At 63.4% G+C, this 19,993-nt stretch carries 16 protein-coding genes and 1 pseudogene; 6 read left to right on the top strand and 11 right to left on the bottom strand.

The annotated features are described in order from the left end of the window. Positions 1–329 precede the first annotated feature (329 nt). Positions 330–515, top strand: coding sequence for a hypothetical protein (locus ABD719_RS09155; RefSeq protein WP_344693044.1), 186 nt, complete (start codon positions 330–332; stop codon positions 513–515). Positions 516–616: 101 nt separating this feature from the next. On the opposite strand, the gene ABD719_RS09160 is transcribed toward ABD719_RS09155, so the two are convergent. After that, positions 617–2,410, bottom strand: coding sequence for a putative bifunctional diguanylate cyclase/phosphodiesterase (locus ABD719_RS09160; protein ID WP_344693045.1), 1,794 nt, complete (start codon positions 2,408–2,410; stop codon positions 617–619). A gap of 323 nt (positions 2,411–2,733) precedes the next feature. Between ABD719_RS09160 and ABD719_RS09165 the strand changes: the two genes are divergently transcribed. After that, positions 2,734–4,383, top strand: coding sequence for a Na+/H+ antiporter (locus tag ABD719_RS09165; RefSeq protein ID WP_344693046.1), 1,650 nt, complete (start codon positions 2,734–2,736; stop codon positions 4,381–4,383). A gap of 65 nt (positions 4,384–4,448) precedes the next feature. Continuing rightward, complete coding sequence (locus ABD719_RS09170; RefSeq protein WP_344693047.1) at positions 4,449–5,456, top strand: zinc-dependent alcohol dehydrogenase family protein; 1,008 nt, start codon at positions 4,449–4,451, stop codon at positions 5,454–5,456. A gap of 4 nt (positions 5,457–5,460) precedes the next feature. Here ABD719_RS09170 and ABD719_RS09175 read toward each other — a convergent pair whose 3' ends face one another. From ABD719_RS09175 to ABD719_RS09220, 10 genes are all read right to left on the bottom strand, one after another. Continuing rightward, positions 5,461–7,239, bottom strand: coding sequence for a methyl-accepting chemotaxis protein (locus tag ABD719_RS09175; RefSeq protein ID WP_344693048.1), 1,779 nt, complete (start codon positions 7,237–7,239; stop codon positions 5,461–5,463). Between the two features lies 1 nt (position 7,240). Next, positions 7,241–9,280, bottom strand: a complete 2,040-nt coding sequence (locus ABD719_RS09180; RefSeq protein ID WP_344693049.1) for a TonB-dependent receptor plug domain-containing protein — start codon at positions 9,278–9,280, stop codon at positions 7,241–7,243. Further along, positions 9,280–9,762 (bottom strand): YfiR/HmsC family protein, encoded by a 483-nt coding sequence (locus ABD719_RS09185; RefSeq protein WP_344693050.1) that lies wholly within the window; start codon positions 9,760–9,762, stop codon positions 9,280–9,282. Before ABD719_RS09185 ends, ABD719_RS09180 begins: the two co-directional genes overlap by 1 nt. A gap of 280 nt (positions 9,763–10,042) precedes the next feature. After that, positions 10,043–10,690 (bottom strand): hypothetical protein, encoded by a 648-nt coding sequence (locus ABD719_RS09190; RefSeq protein WP_344693051.1) that lies wholly within the window; start codon positions 10,688–10,690, stop codon positions 10,043–10,045. A gap of 321 nt (positions 10,691–11,011) precedes the next feature. Beyond that, the gene (locus tag ABD719_RS09195) at positions 11,012–11,308 is read right to left on the bottom strand and encodes an isochorismatase family protein (RefSeq protein WP_344693052.1); all 297 of its coding nucleotides are present in this window, start codon (positions 11,306–11,308) and stop codon (positions 11,012–11,014) included. Then, entirely contained in the window at positions 11,305–12,750 is a 1,446-nt protein-coding gene (locus ABD719_RS09200) for a chemotaxis protein CheW (RefSeq protein ID WP_344693053.1), read from the bottom strand. Before ABD719_RS09200 ends, ABD719_RS09195 begins: the two co-directional genes overlap by 4 nt. After that, entirely contained in the window at positions 12,747–15,203 is a 2,457-nt protein-coding gene (locus ABD719_RS09205; protein WP_344693054.1) for a methyl-accepting chemotaxis protein, read from the bottom strand. The genes ABD719_RS09200 and ABD719_RS09205 overlap by 4 nt, the downstream gene beginning before the upstream one ends. 331 nt (positions 15,204–15,534) lie before the next feature. Continuing rightward, positions 15,535–15,804 (bottom strand): DUF6894 family protein, encoded by a 270-nt coding sequence (locus ABD719_RS09210; RefSeq protein ID WP_344693055.1) that lies wholly within the window; start codon positions 15,802–15,804, stop codon positions 15,535–15,537. 98 nt (positions 15,805–15,902) lie between these two features. Further along, positions 15,903–16,634 (bottom strand): Crp/Fnr family transcriptional regulator, encoded by a 732-nt coding sequence (locus ABD719_RS09215; protein ID WP_344693056.1) that lies wholly within the window; start codon positions 16,632–16,634, stop codon positions 15,903–15,905. A 205-nt stretch (positions 16,635–16,839) separates the two neighbouring features. After that, positions 16,840–17,604, bottom strand: coding sequence for a Crp/Fnr family transcriptional regulator (locus ABD719_RS09220; RefSeq protein ID WP_344693057.1), 765 nt, complete (start codon positions 17,602–17,604; stop codon positions 16,840–16,842). 321 nt (positions 17,605–17,925) lie between these two features. Between ABD719_RS09220 and ABD719_RS09225 the strand changes: the two genes are divergently transcribed. From ABD719_RS09225 to ABD719_RS09235, 3 genes and pseudogenes are all read left to right on the top strand, one after another. Next, positions 17,926–18,090, top strand: a complete 165-nt coding sequence (locus ABD719_RS09225; RefSeq protein ID WP_344693058.1) for a hypothetical protein — start codon at positions 17,926–17,928, stop codon at positions 18,088–18,090. Continuing rightward, on the top strand, positions 18,087–18,869 hold the full coding sequence (locus ABD719_RS09230; RefSeq protein ID WP_344693059.1) for a Crp/Fnr family transcriptional regulator: 783 nt from the start codon (positions 18,087–18,089) through the stop codon (positions 18,867–18,869). The genes ABD719_RS09225 and ABD719_RS09230 overlap by 4 nt, the downstream gene beginning before the upstream one ends. 95 nt (positions 18,870–18,964) lie before the next feature. Then, positions 18,965–19,771, top strand: a pseudogene (locus ABD719_RS09235) (IS701 family transposase). Positions 19,772–19,993 lie beyond the last annotated feature (222 nt).

Raw genomic sequence — 19,993 nt, forward strand, 5'->3', positions numbered from 1 at the left:
TCGACGCACTGGCCGCCCGCGACAGCAAGGCGGCCCGCCATGCGATGCGCAGCCATCTGATGCGCGTGACCGAGGACCTGCTGGAAGCGACGAGACTGGAACTGATCCAGCGCGCCGAAGCCGATTATGATGCGCAGCGCAGTCACATCAATCTGCGGACCGAGGCCTGATTGCCGCAGCCGGTGGAGAGCCGATGGCGAAAGTTACGGGGACCCGACCTGCCTTCGCCGTTGTCAGTTGTCCATGCCGGTTGCCGATCGCCCGATCCATCACCTGACATGGCACGTTCTGCTGTCCCATCGGTTGAAGGCGGCTGTAGGAGAACAGCCGTGCCGTCGGACCGTATCGTAGCAGTGGGCTTCCTGACCCAAGGTGATCTGAAACTTCTGGGTCAGGGTTTCGATCGTCTGTTTCCGGTGACCGACGATGCGACATTCGACGATCTCCTGAAACAGCTGGAAGGGATTACCGGCGTTCCGACCAACGAAGATGCCAGTAAGGCGGCCGGGAAATGACATGTCTTCCCGGCATCCGAATGGATTGCCGACCCCGGCGATGCCGCACGCCTGCCTTGGTAACGACTGCCACCGTCCTTCCGGTCGATAGCTCGGGGCACTCAGGCAGCGCGTGACGACAGTTGACCCTGCTGTTGTCGATCCGTGATCCATTGCACGAAGGGCGCGGGCTCCATCGGCCGGGCGAACCAGAAGCCCTGCGCTTCCTCACAGCCGAGACGGGTCAACACGGCGGCGGCTTCCGCCGTTTCGATGCCTTCCGCCACGACCCTGAAACCCAGCTTATGCGCCAGCCCGATCATCGTCTCGACCAGAACGAAGTCGGGTCCGGCCGCGCCCGTCAGGTTGCGGATGAAGGCTTGATCGATCTTTACGACCCGCGCGGGCAGGCGCTGGAGATAGGCGAGACTGCTGTGTCCAGTACCGAAATCGTCGATCGCGAGGCAGATACCCGCCGCCGCCAGTTCGTGCAGCATGGCGAGTGCGCGGTCTGGCTGGGCCATGATCGCGCTTTCCGTCAGTTCGATTTCCAGCCGGTCGGAGCGCAGCCCCCGCTTCAGCAGGCCAAGCTGAATGCGCTCGATCAGATCGTCCTCGCTGAAATTGGCGGCGGAGATGTTGACGGATACCGCGATGTCGCGACCTTTATGGCTCCAGTCGGCCAATTGGCTCATGGCGGCGTCGAGCACCCACTGCGTCGTCGGCCGGGCCAATGAGGTCTGTTCGATGATCGGAATGAATTCGCCCGGGGATACCTCGCCCAGACGGGGGTGGCGCCATCGCAGCAGCGCCTCTGCGCCGATGCACCGCCCCGTCGTCAGTTCGATCCGCGGCTGATATTCCAGCCGAAGCTGATCGCCGGCGTCCAGCGCCGCGCCGAAATCGCGCAACAACGCATATTGGCGGCGATGCGCGATATCGTTCGATGGGGAATAGAGCGCGATCGCTCCGTCGATGCTGCGCGCATCTTGGGCGGCGCTGGCGGCCCCGCGCAACACGTCGTCCGCCGATACGTCACCAAGGGTGAAGGGGCGTAATCCGATCGCGACGTTCGTGACGAAGCGGACCGACGACGACGCCCGGATCGCCGCGAAACCGGCACGCAGTTCCTGCTGGTACGCCGCATGCTCGACGCCAGGAGGCGACAGGAACGCGAATTGTGCGGCTCCGACATGATAGGCGGGACGTGCCGATCCCAACGCGTTGCGCAACGCGCGCGATGACTCGCGGATCATCTCGTCGACCCGCGCACCGCCCATCGCCCGGGCGATGCGACTGATCTGGTCGTCACGCGCCAGATCGACGACCACCGCCAGCCGCGGCTCACCCGGACGATCCCGGGCGAGATCGATCAGATCATCGTGGAACTGGCTTCGCGTCGGCAGGCCGCTGACGGGGTCGATCCGCCCAAAGGCGTGTTGCAATTCGATCTGCGCCATGACCATCGCCGCCAGATCGACCAGCGCCGCCAGTTCAGCCGGAGACGCCCGCCGCGGCTCCATCCCCAGAACGCACAGCGCGCCCAACCCATGCCCGTCACGGGTAACCAGAGGCGCCCCGGCATAGAACCGCGTTCCCGCCCGTCCCAGCACGCTGTCGGCATAATACGGATCCGTCTGGAAATCCTCGATCACCAACGGCTGCGTCGTCGTCGCCACCTGCGCGCAGGGCGCCGTGTCGCGCGGAATGCTCCAGTGATCGATCCCGACCCGTGACTTGAACCATTGCCGATCACGGTCGGTCAACGAGACGGCCGCCACCGGCAGGCCGAATATCTGGCTGGCCATCCGCGTGATGCGATCGAAGCTTTCGCTAGGCGAGGTATCAAGCAGCGAGAGCTGGTACAACGCGTCCAGTCGAACTTCCTCGCGATGGTCGCAGACTGAATAACTCATCGTTCGAGACGTAATTTCAATATCTTAATGGTTGGTATGAGCGGCTATCGAAATTGCCTGCCCACTTGATATCGATCCCGCCGGCCGACGCATTCGGGTGGGCCGGAGCCATGCCCTGGTTGGTCGATCCGACATACCGTTCGTCTGCCCCCTTGCACCCCCGTGCTTCCCGGTGCGCTTGCCGTCGGCGAATCGCGGCAGGACAGACCCTCACATGGCTTCGCCGACAGCGTTCACCGACGCCTTCCCCCGTTCGGTCGGACGATGGGGAACTGCTATGGCCCTTGCACCGTACCATCAGAGAATCATCGGAGCATTCGCGTTTGGACGTCGTCACTCTTTGCCTGTTTCTACTGCTTGCCGTCGTTATCAGCGGCATTCTGTCCCGCCTCCTGCCATCCGCGCTGCCGCGGCCATTGGTACAGATCGCGCTGGGGGCGGTGATCGGCACCGCGGCGGGAACGCGGGTCGAACTCGATCCCGAACTCTTCTTCCTGCTGCTGGTCCCGCCGCTGCTGTTCCTCGATGGCTGGCGCATTCCCAAGGACGAATTGTTTCGTGACGGCAAGGCCGTGCTGGGCCTCGCGCTCGGCCTTGTATTCCTGACCGTGCTGGGCCTTGGCCTATTCGTCCACTGGCTGATCCCGGCGATGCCGCTGGCAGTGTCGTTCGCCCTGGCGGCGGTCGTGTCGCCGACCGATCCGATCGCGGTGGGCGCCGTGGCGCAGAAGGTGCCGATCCCCAAACGCATGATGCATATTCTGGAGGGGGAATCGCTGCTGAACGATGCCTCCGGGCTCGTCTGCCTGCGTTTCGCGATCGCGGCGGCATTGAGTGGCACCTTTTCGCTGGCCACGGCGGCGGGCACGTTCGTGTGGATGGCCTTGGCAGGCGTGGCGATCGGCGGCGCGGTGACGTGGCTCGCCATCAGCGGCAAGGCGCTGTTCGCCCGGCATTTCGGCGACGATCAGGGATCGAGCATTCTCGTCAGCCTGTTGTTGCCGTTCGGCGCCTATCTCGCCGCCGAACATCTCCACGCATCGGGGGTGCTGGCGGCAGCGGCGGCGGGTATCGCCATGACTTTCGCCGGTAGCGGGGCGGCGGTCGGCGCTTCCACCCGCATCCGTCAGCGGGCGGTGTGGGACATGCTCCAGTTCACCCTGAACGGTGTCATTTTCGTGCTGCTGGGAGAACAATTGCCTGACCTGCTCATCGGCGCGCGGGCGGCGGTCGCCGGCACGGGGCACGAGGGCACCGGATGGCTGGCCGTCTATGTCATCGCGATCGTCGCCATGCTGGCGGCCTTGCGCTTCGGCTGGGTCTGGCTGTCGTTGCAACTCACGCTGTTCCGGGCGCGGCGCAGGGGCGGTGCCGATACGAGCAGTCCCCCGCGACGCATCATCGGCGCGATGTCGGTGGCGGGGGCACGCGGGGCGATCACACTGGCCGCCGCCCTTACCCTGCCGCTGACGCTGTCCGACGGCACGCCCTTTCCGGCGCGCGATCTGGTGATCCTGCTGGCCTCAGGCGTGATCCTGGCATCGCTCGTCATCGCCTCGATCGGATTGCCGCTGCTGCTTCGGGGGTTGCGGCTGCCGGTTGATGAGGGCGCGGCGGGCGAGCGCGACCATGCCCGGATCGTGACGGCCAAGGCGGCGATCGCGGAGATCGAACGCGTCCAGCACGATCTGGCGGCGAACAGCGACGAAGCCGACCGTTACACCGATATCGCGGCAAGGCTGATGGCGCAGTATCGCGAGCGGATCGAAAGCCTCGGCGCCGACGAGGAACGCCGGATTGAAGAGGACAGGGATCGGCGGATCGACCGCGAACTGCGCCTCGCGGCGATACGGGCAGAACGGCAATCGCTGTTCGCGATGGCCGAGCGACGGGAGATCGGCCTTACCCTGGCGGAACAGCTCGGCCGCGAGCTCGATCTCAGCGACGCCCGCCTCACCCGCCTGGGCAGCTAGTCGCGAGAAGGTCGATCAGGGATCGATCTGGCCCGCACCACGCTCTGATACCGAAGGAGACGACGATGAAAGCGATGACACTGCATGCCCCGGCAGGTCTGGGCAATCTGCGCTTCGGCGAGCGGCCCGATCCGGGAGAGCCGGGGCCGGGCATGATCCGGGTCGCGCTGCATGGCAGTTCGCTCAATTTCCACGATCTCGGCGTGGTCACGGGCAAGATGCCGAGCGCGGACGGTCGGGTACCGCTCGCCGACGGTGCCGGTATCGTGGAAAGCGTCGGCACGGGCGTGTCGGAATTTGTCGCGGGCGATCATGTCGTATCATGTTTCTTTCCCGACTGGCTCGATGGTCCACCGACGATCGCGGATTTTAGCCGCACGCCGGGTGACGGCATCGATGGCTTCGCGCAGGAATATGTCGTTCTTCCGGCCACCGCCTTCACCAGCGCACCCAGGGGCTATGACGCGGTGGAGGCGGCGACGATCACCACTGCCGGGCTAACCGCCTGGCGCGCGCTGGTCGTCGACGGAAAGCTGAAGGCGGGCGACACCGTGCTGCTTCTGGGCACCGGCGGCGTCTCGATCTGGGCGTTGCAGATCGCCAAGGCGATGGGGGCGATCGTGTCGATCACCTCGTCGTCGGATGCCAAGCTGGAACGGGCCCGGACGCTGGGCGCCGATTTCACGGTGAATTACGGACGTGAACAGGCGTGGGGGCGACAGGTGGCCGACTGGACCGGCGGCCGGGGCGTCGACCATGTCGTCGAGGTCGGCGGACCGGCGACCCTAGCCCAGTCGATCGAGGCGGTGCGCGTGGGCGGGCATATCTCCCTGATCGGCGTGCTGACCGGCCGGGGTGGCGAGGTACCGACCGCCGCGCTGATGGCGAAGCAGGCGCGGTTGCAGGGGCTGATCGTCGGCAGCCGACGCGAGCAGCAGGATTTCGTCCGGGCACTGGAAGCCACGTCGATCCGGCCCGTCGTCGATCGTCGCTTTCCGCTCGAAAAGCTTGCCGATGCCTTCGCGTTCGAGGCAGGCGGCGGCCATTTCGGCAAGATCGGGATCGAGTGGTAGGAACCTATCGCCGTTGCGCGGTGGTGAAATGGCCAGTGAACGTCGCAGCTTCTGCGGAAAGTTTATGCAGCATCGCTTTCAGCGCCAGACTGCTTTTCCGCACCTGATCGAGCGAGACGGTGTTGTCGTTGACCGAGACGATAATTTCCCGGCTCGCTTCCGTCAGTGCCTGGCTGCGATCGCCGACCGCCGCGATGCGACCATTGAGGCTTTCGATCGAGGTGGTCTGGCCACGCGACATCGCGGCAACCCGGCCGGCGCCATCATCCATCTCGGCGATCAGCGATCCCAGGCTTTCCGTGCTGGTGACGATGGACCGGATCTGTCGCTGGACGTTCTCGATCGCGGTGCGCACGTCGTTGGCGTTCTCACCGGTGCGCCCCGACAGCGACTTGATCTCGGCGGCCACCACGGCGAACCCCGCGCCGGCCGGCCCTGCCCGCGCCGCCTCGATCGTGGCGTTCAGGGCCAGCAGGTTGGTCTGCTTGCTGATCGAACCAATGACGTCGGCGATCTGCTCGATGCTGCTGGCCTGCGCCTGCGACAGCGCGACGTTCTCGTTCGCCTTGCGGGCATGGACGCTGATCGATCGGGCGGCGCTGCTCGTCCCGGCCGCTTCGCGGTCGATCTCGTCGAAGGCGCGGGCGAGCGAATGGGTTTCCTGCCCCGCTTCATGCATCTCGGTGGCGAACAACTGCGCCACGGTGTCGAGTTCGGCCGCAAGCCGCCGGTTACCGTCGATCAGGCCGGCCAGATCAGTGGCATTGCATTCGAGCTGGTCCATCGCCTGCTGCGCATCGCGGATGGTGCCGGCGACCTGCCGTTCGAAGGCATCGGCCAGTGACCTGAGGGTCGCGCGGCGTTCCTCCTCGCCCTGCCGTTCCACCGATGCGATCACCTGCGCCTGACGCCGTTCCTCCCGCTCCGCCTGTTGGCGCAGTGCCGTGGCCTGGGTTTCCAGTTCCCGCGCCTTGTGACGCTGCGCCTGGAAGCCGGCGAGCGCGGTCACGACATGGCCCAGTTCGTCGCCACGCCGGAACGCGCCCAGATCGATGGCCTGATTGTTCATCACCGCATCGGTCGCGGTAGCGATATCGGTGATCGATGCCACGGTGGAACGGCCAATGACGTAGGCCATGAGCAGTCCGACCGCCGCCGTCACGGCAAAGGCGAATAGCAGAATGGCCAGGGTCAGTCTGGTCGCGAACAAGGCACCCGCCGCGCTGTCGGTGGCCCGGGTGACCCCCGTCGCGGTGATCTGCCGGATACGCATCTCGACCTTGCGGGCATTGGCACGGAACGGCTGGATCATCGTCGCCGTACTGGCGAAATCGATCTCCAGCATCGATGTCAGCACCTCGACGGTTTCGACATAGCGATCGATATCGACGATCAGGCGGGCCAGTTCGCCCTGTGCCGGGTATCGACGGCGATAGTCGATGACGGCGACGCGCACGTCGCGCAGTTCGTCGCGCACCGCCTGTGTCTGTTCGCCGATCGGCGTCGCAGGCGCCGCGGCGCGGGTCACCAGCAGGTGATACACGTCCGAATTCGCGCTTTCGAACTTGCGGGCCGCAGCATTCAGCTGAGCGATGTCCCGCATGTCGTCGTTGACGATCTTCGACACGCTGTGGCCGGCGACCAGCAGGGCCGCCGTGCTCGTCGCCGCCATGACGACGAACAGCACCAGCATGATGACCGGCGTGGCGGCGACCTTCAGGGCAATGGAGCGGTCAGACAACCGCAGCCGGCGACCCAGCCGCTGAGATAGCGCATCCAGCATATCAGATCGCGAACCGCAGACCGGCCCGGATGCGTCGATCGGCCGGGATGGGAGAAACCGCGGCTCCACCAGCCAGTGTCATGTTTTCACCCGCCCCGAAGACCTCGATCCCGGGAGTAAGCGAGAAACCCGCCCTCAGATCGACCGCTATCGCATCGTCGACCGGAAAGAGCGACAGTTGGGAGGCGGACGAGAACGAGAACTGACGCGTACTAGAGGTATATCGGGCCACGCCGGACAGTGACAGCCGTCCGACCGTATAGCCCAACGTGATGTTGGCCTTGTGTACCGGCGTGGTCGATCGGGGCGAGAGAGCATAGGGGATGGGTATCGCGAGGGAGGCCAGTTGCTCTTCCGTGCGCGTCCAGGTGTAGTTACCGCGCCATGCCAGGCCACCGGTCATGCCGGTGACGGACAATTCCGTACCATAGGTCGTGTAATCGCCGATCGCCGCGAACCGCGCCACCAACGAGGGAAGCGGGGTCAGGAACAGTTCCGTCTGCACACCGTCACCCGGCGAAGCGATCGCATCGTCCGTTCGTGTGACGAATGCCGTCAGCTCCAGTCGTGCCGAACCCACCGTACGTACATACCCGACCTCGCCGCTCCACATACCGACCGGATCGATCCGCGCCGATCCAACCGCGAAGACGGGAATGGGCAATGGGGTGATGATCTGTAGTCTTGTGCCTGAATTGACCAGCGACGGCAGTTGATAGCCATGACCGCCATTGATCCGCAGCGAGCCTTGCTCGTCGAAGCGCACCAGCAGTGCTGCGTTGAAGCTGAACCTGGTGAATGCCCGATCGAACGCGCGCGGATCGTCATAGGCGGGCTGAGCGATTGCGCCGTCCTGATGCAGCCACAGGCGATCCAGCCGTCCCGCCACCGTCAGCGACAGGCGATCGTCGGGATGCACATCCAGCATCGCGTTCGCCGACGCCACGTCATAGGATATCCGTTCCGCGAACTGCTGCGCCGAACGCAGCCGGTTATTGCGATACTCGGCGCCGAGGCGCAGCGTATCGCTAGTCCCCAACCGAACCAACGTCGATGCCTGGCTGACGATGATCCGATTTTCCAAAGTGACAGGGATGCCGGCATCGGCCGTCGTGCCGATACCATATCGTACGTCGAGCCAGTTGACGTATCCGTTCAGCGTGATCCCGCCCCAGCCGGTATCGCGGGTCGCGTTGCCATGGACATTGTCGCTGCGGTAACGCTGATTGGATAGCAACGGGCTCGGCAGATACTCGATCTGCCGATTGGTGGCATGGCCGCCGCCCAGCGTCATCCCCAGTCCGTCGAACGATCCGGTGATCTCGCCCGATATCTGATCGCTGTTGACATCAACCACCGTTGGAGGTCGTAACAGGGGCGGCGGGATGCGGCGTTCGCCCTCACGGGCGTGGCCACCCGCCAGCTTGACCCCGATCGCCGACGTGACGGGCAGCATCACCGATCCCGCCAGCTTGCCGGTGCCGTGATTGCCCCCTTCCGCCATCGCCGTCACGGACGGTGCGCCACCGACGCGGCGGGTGATGATGTTGACGACCCCGCTGGCGGCGTTGAACCCGAACAGCGCGGTGGCGGGCCCACGCACCAGTTCGATCTGCTGGATTTCGTCGAGCTGGACGCCGAGCAGGTTCCAGTCGGTCATGCCGTAATGGTCGAGATAGACCTGCCGGCCGTCGACCAGCACGAGCAGCCGGGCATTGTAGGTCTGAGCACCGCCGCGCACCGCGACGTCACGTTGACCGGCCGTCCACTGGTTTACGTCGATCCCGGCATAGGTCTTCAGCAGTCCCGGCACGTCGCGGGCCGGCGAACGCGCGATCTCCGCCTGCGTGATGATGATCGTCGAGGCGGGCAGTTCGGACGCGCGTTGCGGCTTGCCGGTGACGCTGGTCGTCACCGGTTCGCCGATCACGTCCTGCAACGCCTGGTAGTCAATCGATTGCGCAAGCGCAGCCGGCGATACGACGGCGGCACCGGCAAGCACGATGGCGCGGTATGCGCTCTTTCGGAAAGACCCCGACATCATATTTCCTTCACCAGCATCAGGAATGCCGATCCGAACCGGATATTGGCGGCACGGGCGGCAGCCCGGTTGACGGTGATCTGTACCTTGGGGCTGGTGGCGATCCCGACCACGCAATGCCCTGCCTGTACGCAGACCGGATCCGACGAGATGGTCAGCACCGAGGATCGGGCGGCCGCCGCCGATATGTCGCCTTGCTCGCTGCGCAAACCGGTCGTCACGAACGCGACCTGATATCCCGTCAGGCTCCCCATCGATCCGATCGGCACGCGCCGCGCCTTAAGCGTGCCACGGCCGGCAGCAATGCCCGACCCCGTCATCCGCTCGATCGCGCCCGCCTCTGCTTCGGACGCCTCATTGCCTGGGGCGAACAGAATCGCGGCCGGGACGGCCCCGGCATGGGCAGGCTGCACGAACGACACGACCCGTGCCGCGATCGGCACGTTAAGACCGGCCGAGGTAGGCGTCGCCCACCCCAACACTGCCAATCCACATGCCAACCTGCCTGAATGCAACGGAATACCCCTATCAATCTGCGGGGTTTCATAAGAGCCTGCCACTATCCAACTGGTTAACGTCACCTACAAAACACGGTCGCAAACACCAAATCATTATGCGGAGAAACGGCACTCCGGGGCCCTTGGCATCGCTTGCCCTTCCGTCCACGCGCTCGGAATGGTCAAGGTGCTGGCGGGGGTTATCGGCGAATTGCCGGTGCGCAGGTCATCTCGTATCTGTCGCCGCGACGGCGACCACCCGCCCCTACCAGACGAACGCGACGGACATCGTTGCATGGGGCACGATGCGCGCCGTCGTGCCGCCGGGCGAATCGAGCCGGCGTAACTGGTCGTCGCGGATCAGGGCGAGCATCGCTGCCTGAAACGTCGCCCTGACCCCACCAAGCCGAAGCGGCCGGTCGAGCGTGACCCCGCCACTGCCATATAGCCGATCGCCGCGGCCGGCGGCGTAAAAGCCATGCCGGCCGGCGCCGATGGTGACCGGCAGGCCCAGCGTTGTCGCATTCTCACCATCGGACAACGCGATCGACGGTGCGATACCCAAAATGGTGTAAAATCCTCCTTCACCTCTCGTTCGCCGTGTGACCGCGAAACGCGGCCGGAATCGGCCGATCCTGTCGTCGGTGGCATGGAGAAACGTCAGGCTGACCTCATGGCTCGTCGGCGCGGCGCCGTTCGGGTTGGTCTTGATCGCATAGGTGACGGCCGCATCGACACCATCGGACGGCCGCCAGGCAAGGCCGATCAGGTTGTTGCTCTCATACCAGGCACGGGGACCCGTGCGCTCGTCGCGACATGGCGCGTGGAAACCATTCGCACTCTGGGCCATCAGAAACACCGTCCCGCGTCGTGCCGCATCCTGGTGCAACACCACCACGCCGCCGACTGCCACGTGGAGGGGTACCTGTGCGGCGCGACCGGCTTGCGCCCCTCCGGCCAGCCGATCGTGCGGGGATGGTTCACCACCGACCCGGTGGCATAGGGTTCGGGCTACGGACACAGTGCGATCACCTTTGCGGGGATTTGCGCATGTGCCGTCCCACCGAACATGGTCGAGGTGAGAATCAGGCTGGCGAATACGACGTTTGTCATGACGGCTCCCGGCTTTCCAGGACGAGAGCAATCCGAACTGGCCGTTTATCCACCCGGCCAAAGCATTATTTCAGACTTATGCCTCTATCAGAGGTAGTTACATCGGCGGCATGGCGGGGTGTCAGGACAGCATCACGTTCCGCCCCGCCCATTCGTCGACGGCAAGCGCATCGATCTGCCGCGCCATCACCCGTGGCACGATCACGTGGAAGCCGCGCGCCATCAATTCTTCCACCGCCCAGCGCACGCAGAGGTCGGCTGCGACGCCTGTCACGATCACCTCGTCGACGCCGCGCGCCTTCAGGTCAGCGAAGAAGAGGTCGCCGGCTTCCGGTTGCAGGCAGAACGTATCGGCGAACGCCTTCAACCCCTGCACGCACTTCAGCCTTGCCTTGTCACGGGTGACATCCGGCGTCACCGCATCGGTGCCGCTTTCGGCGCCGATCCAGCCAGCAGGCGCACCTGTCGGGCCAGATCGCAGACCGTCACCGCCATGGATCGGCCATCGACCTGCGTATGGATAAACTGACCCTGCGATGTCCCGGGGCGGGACTGCGTCACGGTGCGGGCGACCGTCTCCATCTTCTCGACGACAAGCCCGTTGAAGGCGCGATCGCTTTCCACGACAAGGATCATCCGGCCGGTCATGTCCGCGGCCACCGGCCCATTGGCGAAGTCGAACAGCGGCAGGGGCGCGCCATCATAGCTGGCGATCGCGCACAGGGCGGAGCCCGCAAGGCGCGCCGGGGCGGCATCGACCGGAAAGGGCACGATCTGTTTGACCGAGGCGAGCGACGCGGCCCCATACCCGTCACCCGTCCGGAACACGACATAGGCCTGCAAGCCACCGCTATGCGTCTCGCCCGGCCGATCGGCGACGGCCTTTCCGGTCCGACGGGTCAGCGCGGCGATCGTCCGCAGGACGGCGCATTCCCGCACCGCTTCGTGATCCAGCATCAGGCTCTGCCGCGCCTCATGATCGACAACGGCACCGCGGAACAACGGCAATTGCCTGCCCAGTTCGCATGACAATGGGTGCAGCGACCGGAAACCCAGCGGCAGGATGCGCCGGATACGGTCGATCTTCAGCCCCAGCATCTGATCCGCAGCCAGTTGCACGATGACGACTGCGCCGCGCGCGCCTTCGGCCGCGCGACCGGTCAGGCCGAGCAGGGCGAGATCGTCGACTACCGGCACCTCCCGATCGAGATAGCGGACGACACCCATCCACGGTCCGGCCGGCTCCGGACTGGGCATGATCGTATCACCGGGCACCGTTGCCACGACGAAGCCGGTATCGATGGCGATCTGGGTATCTGCCACCGATACAAGTACCACCGCGCCACATACGCTGGCAGTCCGTCGCTCGTCCTTCCCCACTTCCACCGCATGGATCACGCCCGGCAGGGTGAATATCGCCGCCTGATCGATCAGGCCGAAAAGCGCTTGGCCATGCAGAAAGCCGCTTGCAACCAGCGGTTGTCGGTCATCGGCGACGCCTGTCAAGGGTTGCACCTCGTCGGCGGCAATGCGGGCCAGCCCCGATACCATGTCCATGACGAGCCCGAGCAGTCTATCCCCTTCACGCAGCACGACGACGACGCCGGTAGCACGGGATGGTCGAGCGAAGCCCAGAAGCCCGGCGATATCGAGCACGGGGACCGCCCGTCCCCGGATCACGATGGTGCCGCAACAGGCACCCGTCCCGGAGAAGTCGGCCTGCAGCGTGTCCGGCAGTGGCACCACCTCGCGGATGCTGTCGGCCCGGATCGCGAGATCGCGCCCGCACAATCGCATCAGCCCGACATCGATCGGCGCCCGCCGCCCGTCGGCGCCGGTCTCCGCTTCATGGTCCGTCATTCCCGTGTGCCCGTGGAGGCCGCCAGTTCCCCGATCATCCCGACCACCTTGACCGTCACCTGTCGTTGCGTGTCGGCCGCCTCGGCGATCAGGTCGATCGAACGCGCGGTCTTGCTGACGCTGGCGACGATGCCGTCGAACGCTGCCCGCGCGGTTTGCGAGCGTTCGGTGCCGTGCGCGACGCGTTCGCTCGATTCTTCGATCAGCCGGGCGATCTCGGCGGCGGCATCGGCGCTGCGTTCCGCCAGCTTGCGGACCTCTTCGGCGACGACGGAAAAGCCGACGCCATGCTCGCCTGCCCTGGCCGCCTCGATCGCGGCATTGAAGGCGAGCAGGTTCGTCTGGCTGGCGAGCTCGCCGATCACCCCGACGATCTTGCCGATCTTGCCCGAAGACCGGCTGATGAGTTCGATCGACTCGATCGCCTTGTTGATCGCACCACTTCCCTCCGTCGCGGCGCCATCGGTTTCGGCCGACAGCGCGCTGGCCCCCGTCGCACCGTCGAAGATGGTCGCGGTCGCCTCCGTCAACTGCGCGACCATGCCGTGCATGGCCTGGCTCTTGGTGGCGATCTGCTGTTCCAGCTCGACCTGATGGCTGATGTCATAGGCATGCTTGATGACGCGCACCGGCTTGCCGGACAGATCGTAGACCGGGCTGTAGCTGGCCTGGATATGCACGTCGCGACCATATTTGCCGACCCGGTGGAAACGGCCCGAATGAGTCTCGCCGGCGTTCAGCCGCCGCCAGAACTCGCCATATTCGCGCGATTTCAGATAATCGGGCATGCAGAACATGCTGTGGTGCTGACCGACCAGTTCGCGCAGGGTATAACCCATGACGGCCAGAAAATTGGCGTTGGCGGTCAGGATCGTACCGTCCAGATCGAACTCTATCGTCGCCTGGCTGCGTTCGATCGCGGCCAGCCGGTTCTCGGTCTCGATCGAGCGAAGCTTGTCTTCGGTCACGTCCATTGCATAGGTGACGAGCTTGTAGGGCTTGCCGCACGTATCGAAGATCGGGTTGACGGTGGCGCGAATCCACACCTCGCGTCCGCCCTTGGCGATGCGCTTGAACTCGCCCGACAGGAACTCGCCTTGCGACAGCCCTTCGGCCCGCTGACGATAGGCTTCGCTCTGTGCCACCTCCGGCTCGACCAGCATTCGCTGGTCCTTGCCGCGGATTTCCTCGATCGAATAACCGATCATCCGCAGGAAATTGTCGTTGGCTGCCAGCACGGTACCGTCCAGCGCCGTTTCCAGTACGCATTCGGCCCGGCTGATCGCCTCTACCTTGCCCTCGAACTCCAGCGTGACGCGCTTGGCTTCGGTGATGTCGGTCGCATATTCCACCACCTTCCATGGACGGCCGTCGAGATCGAGGATCGGGTGAAAGCTGGAGTTGACCCAGACCTCACGGCCATCCTTGCCGATGCGGCGGAAATCACTGGTTTCATGCTCGCCGCGACCCATGCGGACCCAGAATTGCCGGTAATCAGCATGGATATGGCAGCCGGGGTGGCAAAGTTCCTGATGGTGCAGCGCCACGACCTCATCGGGGCGATACCCCATCATCGAGCAGAAGATGTCGTTGGCGACCAGCAACTTTCCTGACAGGTCGTATTCGGCAACGCCATGCTGGCGGCCGACCGCCTCCACCTTGCCCTCGGCCTCCGCTGCCGCAAGTCGCTGCGCCGTGACATCCATGGCATATTTGACGATCTTCACGGGACGACCGCGCAGGTCCAGGATCGGATTGTAGGTAGCCTGAATCCAGATTTCCTTGCCGCCCTTGGCCACACGTTTGAAGGCACCCGCGTGATACTCCCCACGCCCCAGCTTTTCCCAGAACTGGCCATATTCCGGGGAACGGGCAAAATCAGCCGTGCAGAACAGGCGGTGGTGCTGTCCGACCACCTCATCAAGTAAATATCCGCTGATCTTCAGAAAGTTTTCGTTGGCGGCGAGCACGTTGCCACCGAGATCAAACTCGATCACCGCTTGGGCGCGGCTGATGGCCGCCAATAGCCCGTCGTGCAGAATGGCTTCCTGCTTGGTAGCCGTCACGTCCATTGCGATCTTGATAATGCGCGCGACGGTATCGCCTTCCATGACCGGGCAGTATTTCGCCCTGATCCAGACCTCCCGGCCGTTGCGGGCAATCCGCTTGAATTCGCCATCCTTGTGCGTGCCGTTCCGCAAACCAAGCCAGAACAGCTCATAATCCGCGCTCTTGGCATAGCTGTCGTCACAGAACATACGGTGATGCTGGCCGACGACCTCTTCGGGTGCATAATCCATCAGCCGCAGGAAGATGTCGTTCGCGCGCAGGACCGTTCCGTCGACCGCAAGCTCGATCACCGCCTGGGTATCGTCGAGGATGGTGCCGAGTTCGTGCAACCCTGCATCGGCGGAAGCAGGCTGAAGGGTCGCCTGGGGAAATTGTGCGGTCATGACGTGTCTCTTCGCCGAGGACTGGGCCGTTAGCCCGATCAGCCCATTATAGAGCCGACGCCCCGCCTCCGGCGGCAATGGGCGGTTATGCATTTGAAATTTCGGCAGTTCGGCGGACGCCGACATGCATGGCGGGATCGCCCCCAACGCCGATAAAACGCGCGGGGGACCTGTCGTATCGTTACTGGGACGATTGATACCGAGTCGCACCAGATGCCATCGGCCGCGGTGGTCGAGGTCGATCTGCTCCCGGTCACCGGAAAGCACATTATACTGACGCAAGCGATCGTTGAAGCGATGCGGGTATCTTAAGCCCTTTACAAATGACGTGTCAGTCCCTCAGATCGATGACGTCGCCGAAATATACTGTGTGCATCAAGTTACCCGCTTCATCGGTGATCTCGATCCGGTGGGATCGGTAAACGGCCCTGCCCTCCCGGATGTTGCTCGCGACCAAGTCGCGGACGCCGACCACGGCCTCTTTTATCACCCTGTCCAGATCGGGGCGTTCGATGCCCTCATCATCGCGGGCCTCGACATCGCTGAATATGTTCAGGTGGAACCGTGGCATTCGCTCGCTCCGTCGGCCGGCGAGCTTCACGGATTGGCTCACATGCGGGCCTGAAACGGATCAGACCCGCCGACGTTTCCGATTCCGATAAAACCGGAAATGTCGATCTCGGCTCAACGGTCGAGTGGTCAGCCGTATTCATTGCCCAGCGGACCGATCAGGCGCCGGTATTCTGCCTCCGGTACACCATAACTGTCCCCCGCCAGTTCGGCGAGCTTGGCACGATCGAGAATGACGACGCGGGCGCGTTTGGAGCGGATCATGCCCGCGCCCTCCAGAATATGCAGCGTCACGGTCACGTTGCTGCGGTCGGCGGAGATCATCATGCCCATGAACTCATGCGTCAGGGCAATCTCGTCGCCGTCGATGCGATCGTCACACATTAACAGCCAGCGCGCGAGACGCGACTCTATCCGGTGGGTGGCGTTGGTCGCGGTGCTTTGCGCGGATTGGACAAGGGTCGTCTGTACGTAGCGCAGCAGGGTGGTACGCAGCGTATGGCTGAGCGCAATCGCTTCAAGATAGCGATCGGCGTCTATCCGCAACGCATTCATCGGGCCGACCTGCACGAAGCTTTCATGCGGCGATCGATCGGAACCCAGCAGGAGGCAGGTGGCCGACACCCCGTCGCGTCCGAAAATACCGGCCTCGGTTCTGCCGCTGCTGACCATGTCCGACACGATCGAGACGATGCCGCCTTCGGGGAAGTATACGTGCTCGACCGGCTTGTTTGCCTGCATAATCACCTCTTCGCGAGCGAGCGACACTCGCGTCAGGTGCGGCTTTAGTAGTGCCAGATCGTCATCTGACAGCGCACTCAGTAGAGTATTAGGAGTATAGTGATGATCGAGGTGCGACATCGCGCCCCTTCTGTTTGTTGGGGCGAAAGCACCGTATGTCTTCCAGTCGTTCGCGCCCTGACCGCCTGCGAACGATATCAGAATCATAACGGCTCGATCACGCCGTCACAGGCTCTGTGTCCTACACAACAGAACACGCCGGAAAGCCGGATGTGCATCACCCAATGTGACACCAAAGCCGATGAAACGCCCTGTTTGTTCCCTGTCAGTCGGACCCTGCCGCATGACTGCCAAGCGGCAAGACCACCGATGCTCGCCCGATCGGGCCGATCAGCCGCCGATACTTGGCTTCGGGAATACCGTAGCCATCGCCAGCGAGTTCCTCGAGATTGCCACGGTCGCGGATGACGATGCGGCCACGTTCGGCACGGATCAGGCCGGCACCCTCCAGCACATGTAACGTGATCGTCACCTTGCTCCGTTCGGCACCGATCATCATGCTCATGAACTCATGGGTCAGCGCGATTTCGTCACCGTCGATCCGGTCGTGGCACATCAACAGCCACCGGGCGAGGCGTGCCTCCACCCGCTGGGTCGCGTTGGTGGCCATGCTCTGCGCCGACTGGACAAGCGCCGTCTGCACATAACGAAGTAAAGCAGCATGCAGGGTATCGCTTCGCGCGATCGCGTCGAGATAGCGTTCCGCATCGATCCTTAGTGCGGTCATCGGGCCGACTTGGACGAAGCTGTCATGTGGGGAGCGATCGGCGCCAAGCAACAGACAGGTTGCCGACACCCCTTCGCGACCGAAAATCCCGGCCTCGACGCTGCCAGTTTCGGTCATCACCGCGACGATGGAAACGACGCCACCTTCGGGAAAGTAAACATGTACGACGGGCTGATTTCGCTTCACCAGTGACTGCCGGGAAACAAGATCGACGCGATTCAGGTGCGGAATAAGTAGATCACGATCCTGATCAGATAGCGATTTTAGCAAGGTATTTGGCGAATTATAATAATCGTGAGACATTTCCGTTACCCGAGTTTTCAGGGAAAGCCCACTTGTTTTCCAATCGAAACCGCCCCGATACTAGCTGCCGACAGACCAACCTTAGCCGGATTGAATCCAAGCTACTATCGATGTTTCTGTGTCCTGCACTACAGTTCGCTATAGTATTTTATTTAACCGATATGGTTATCATATTGATTTGACACGAATACTTGCTGCGGCACCTTGATGGAAACATAGGTTTCTTTTGTTGCGTACACGACAGTTCTCCTGCTCCACCTTTCGAGGGTCGGATTCCCGGTTATGTACAGCGGGTTAACCGCTGATCCGGAGGAAGACGTCATGCGTGAACCTGACCAATCCTATTACCAGCGCCGGGCTGAGGCAGAGCTTGCGCGTGCCCGGCAAGCGACGCTCAACCCGGTGGTTCAAGCCCACTACGAACTGGCTGAAGCCTACCTTCAAAAGGCCTCATTGGCCGAACGCGGTGAAAGCTCCACGTCATGATCGCGGCACATCGGCTTATGCAGGCTTTCAATCGGCTCGATGTCGACGATGCCGAGGAACTGATTGATACACGTCTCTGGAACTGCGGCATTCTATCCATTGAGGAACGGCACGCATTGCGGGACGCGATGCTGACGGCAAAGTCGGTTCCGGCCTATACCGATCTGATCCGTGAGGGGGATGACACGGGCAGCTTGTTCATTGTGCTCAGTGGCTGGGCCTGTCGCTACGCGACCACCAATGCGGGCGCGCGCCAGTTATCCGCGATCATGGTGCCCGGCGACGTCGGCAATCTTGGCTCGTTGATGTTCGATCGCCTGGGTTACGGCATGCGGACGCTGACGAAAGCAACGGTCGTAGCCCTGCCGCGCCAACGCGCCCTTACCCTCGCGGCAGAACATCCCGGGATTGGCCGAGCGTTCACCTGGCTGTCGCTGATTGAGAATGCCATATTGAGCCAATGGACGCTGTCACTGGGTCGGCGATTGTCGATCGAGCGGCTGGCGCATTTCCTGTGCGAACTCAGCGCCAGGCTGGGGGCGGAGCGCGACAACCAGAGCCGTTTTGCCTTTCCCCTGACACAGGAAACGATCGCCGATATGCTTGGGCTTACCCCGATCCATGTCAATCGCAAGATCCAGCAGCTTCGGGCCAGCGGCCTTGTTGTCAACGTTGACCGGACGATGTGGTTGCCGGATGTCGCCAGGCTGCGCGCCTTGGGCGGCTTCGATCCAGGTTACCTGCACCTTGGCGGGCCTCAGATCACGCAGATCATATAAGCAGTGCAGCAACAGCGATTCGTACGCTTTGTATGCTTCGGACGCGCGAGCATTACAGTTGCGTTCTTGATCGGGTTCTGAATCAATGGATCACCATGACGAGGAGGTCGTGGTGACAGGAGCATCGATCGAGGCGACGCTGGAGCTATGGGCGGCATCGCTGCGCGACGTGAAGGCGCGGATGCGACCATTGTCCAGCCGGGAGCGGGTTGCGGTATCGGCGAGCAGCTTTCTGGACGGACTGCTGGGTGACGAGCGCCGCAAGACGGGCTGGATGCGCGCGGAAGCGGCTGGCGACGCCGGACCATGGCGCCAGCAGGTGATATTGGGGCGCGGGCGGTGGGATGCGGATGCTCTGCGCAACATCGTGCGCGACTACGCCGTCGAGCATCTCGGCACGGATGATGCGGTGCTGGTCATCGACGAGACTGGCTTCCTGAAGCAAGGCGTCGTGTGGCGTGGGGCGCCAGTACACCGGGTCGGCGGGCAAGGTGTCGGCGGGCAACGGCACCAAGGGGGCCAGACTTCACGACTGGGTCTATCTCGAACTCGCCGACCTTGATGCTGACGAATATACCGATGGCTTACCCGGCACATGGACCAGGGGTCTGTTGATCCGGCGCCATGTCGCCGATGGCGCTCTAGCCCTCTTCACGACGTGGCGCCCGGCAGGCACGACCATGGAAACCCTCGTTGGCGTGGAGGGGCATCGCTGGGCCATCGAGGACAGCTTCGAGACAGCGAAGAACGAACTCGGCCTCGACCACAACGAGACCCGCTCCTGGCACGGCTGGCACCGGCATGTCTCGCTTGTCATGCTTGCCTTCGCCATGCTGGCAGCTATCCGCCCGCGCGCCAATGCCGCGCCCCCAAAAAGAACCTGGACGAGGCCGCAAACATGATCCGGTGGTCCGTGCAGGAGATCCGCCGCATCGTCGTCAGACTGGCCCAGCGCCGTATCGAACCCCGCCACGTCATCGCATGGTCATGCTGGCGACGTGCCCATCAGGCTGCCGCCAAACACGCGCACATTCGATCAAAAACGCAACTGTAATGCTAGGCTGCACCTAAAAGTATAATTGTCAAAAACGGGGGCGTCCGCCAATTTCGAAAGTTAGAATATG

It is taken from the genome of Sphingomonas cynarae, from assembly GCF_039537815.1.
Lineage (GTDB): Bacteria > Pseudomonadota > Alphaproteobacteria > Sphingomonadales > Sphingomonadaceae > Sphingomonas > Sphingomonas cynarae.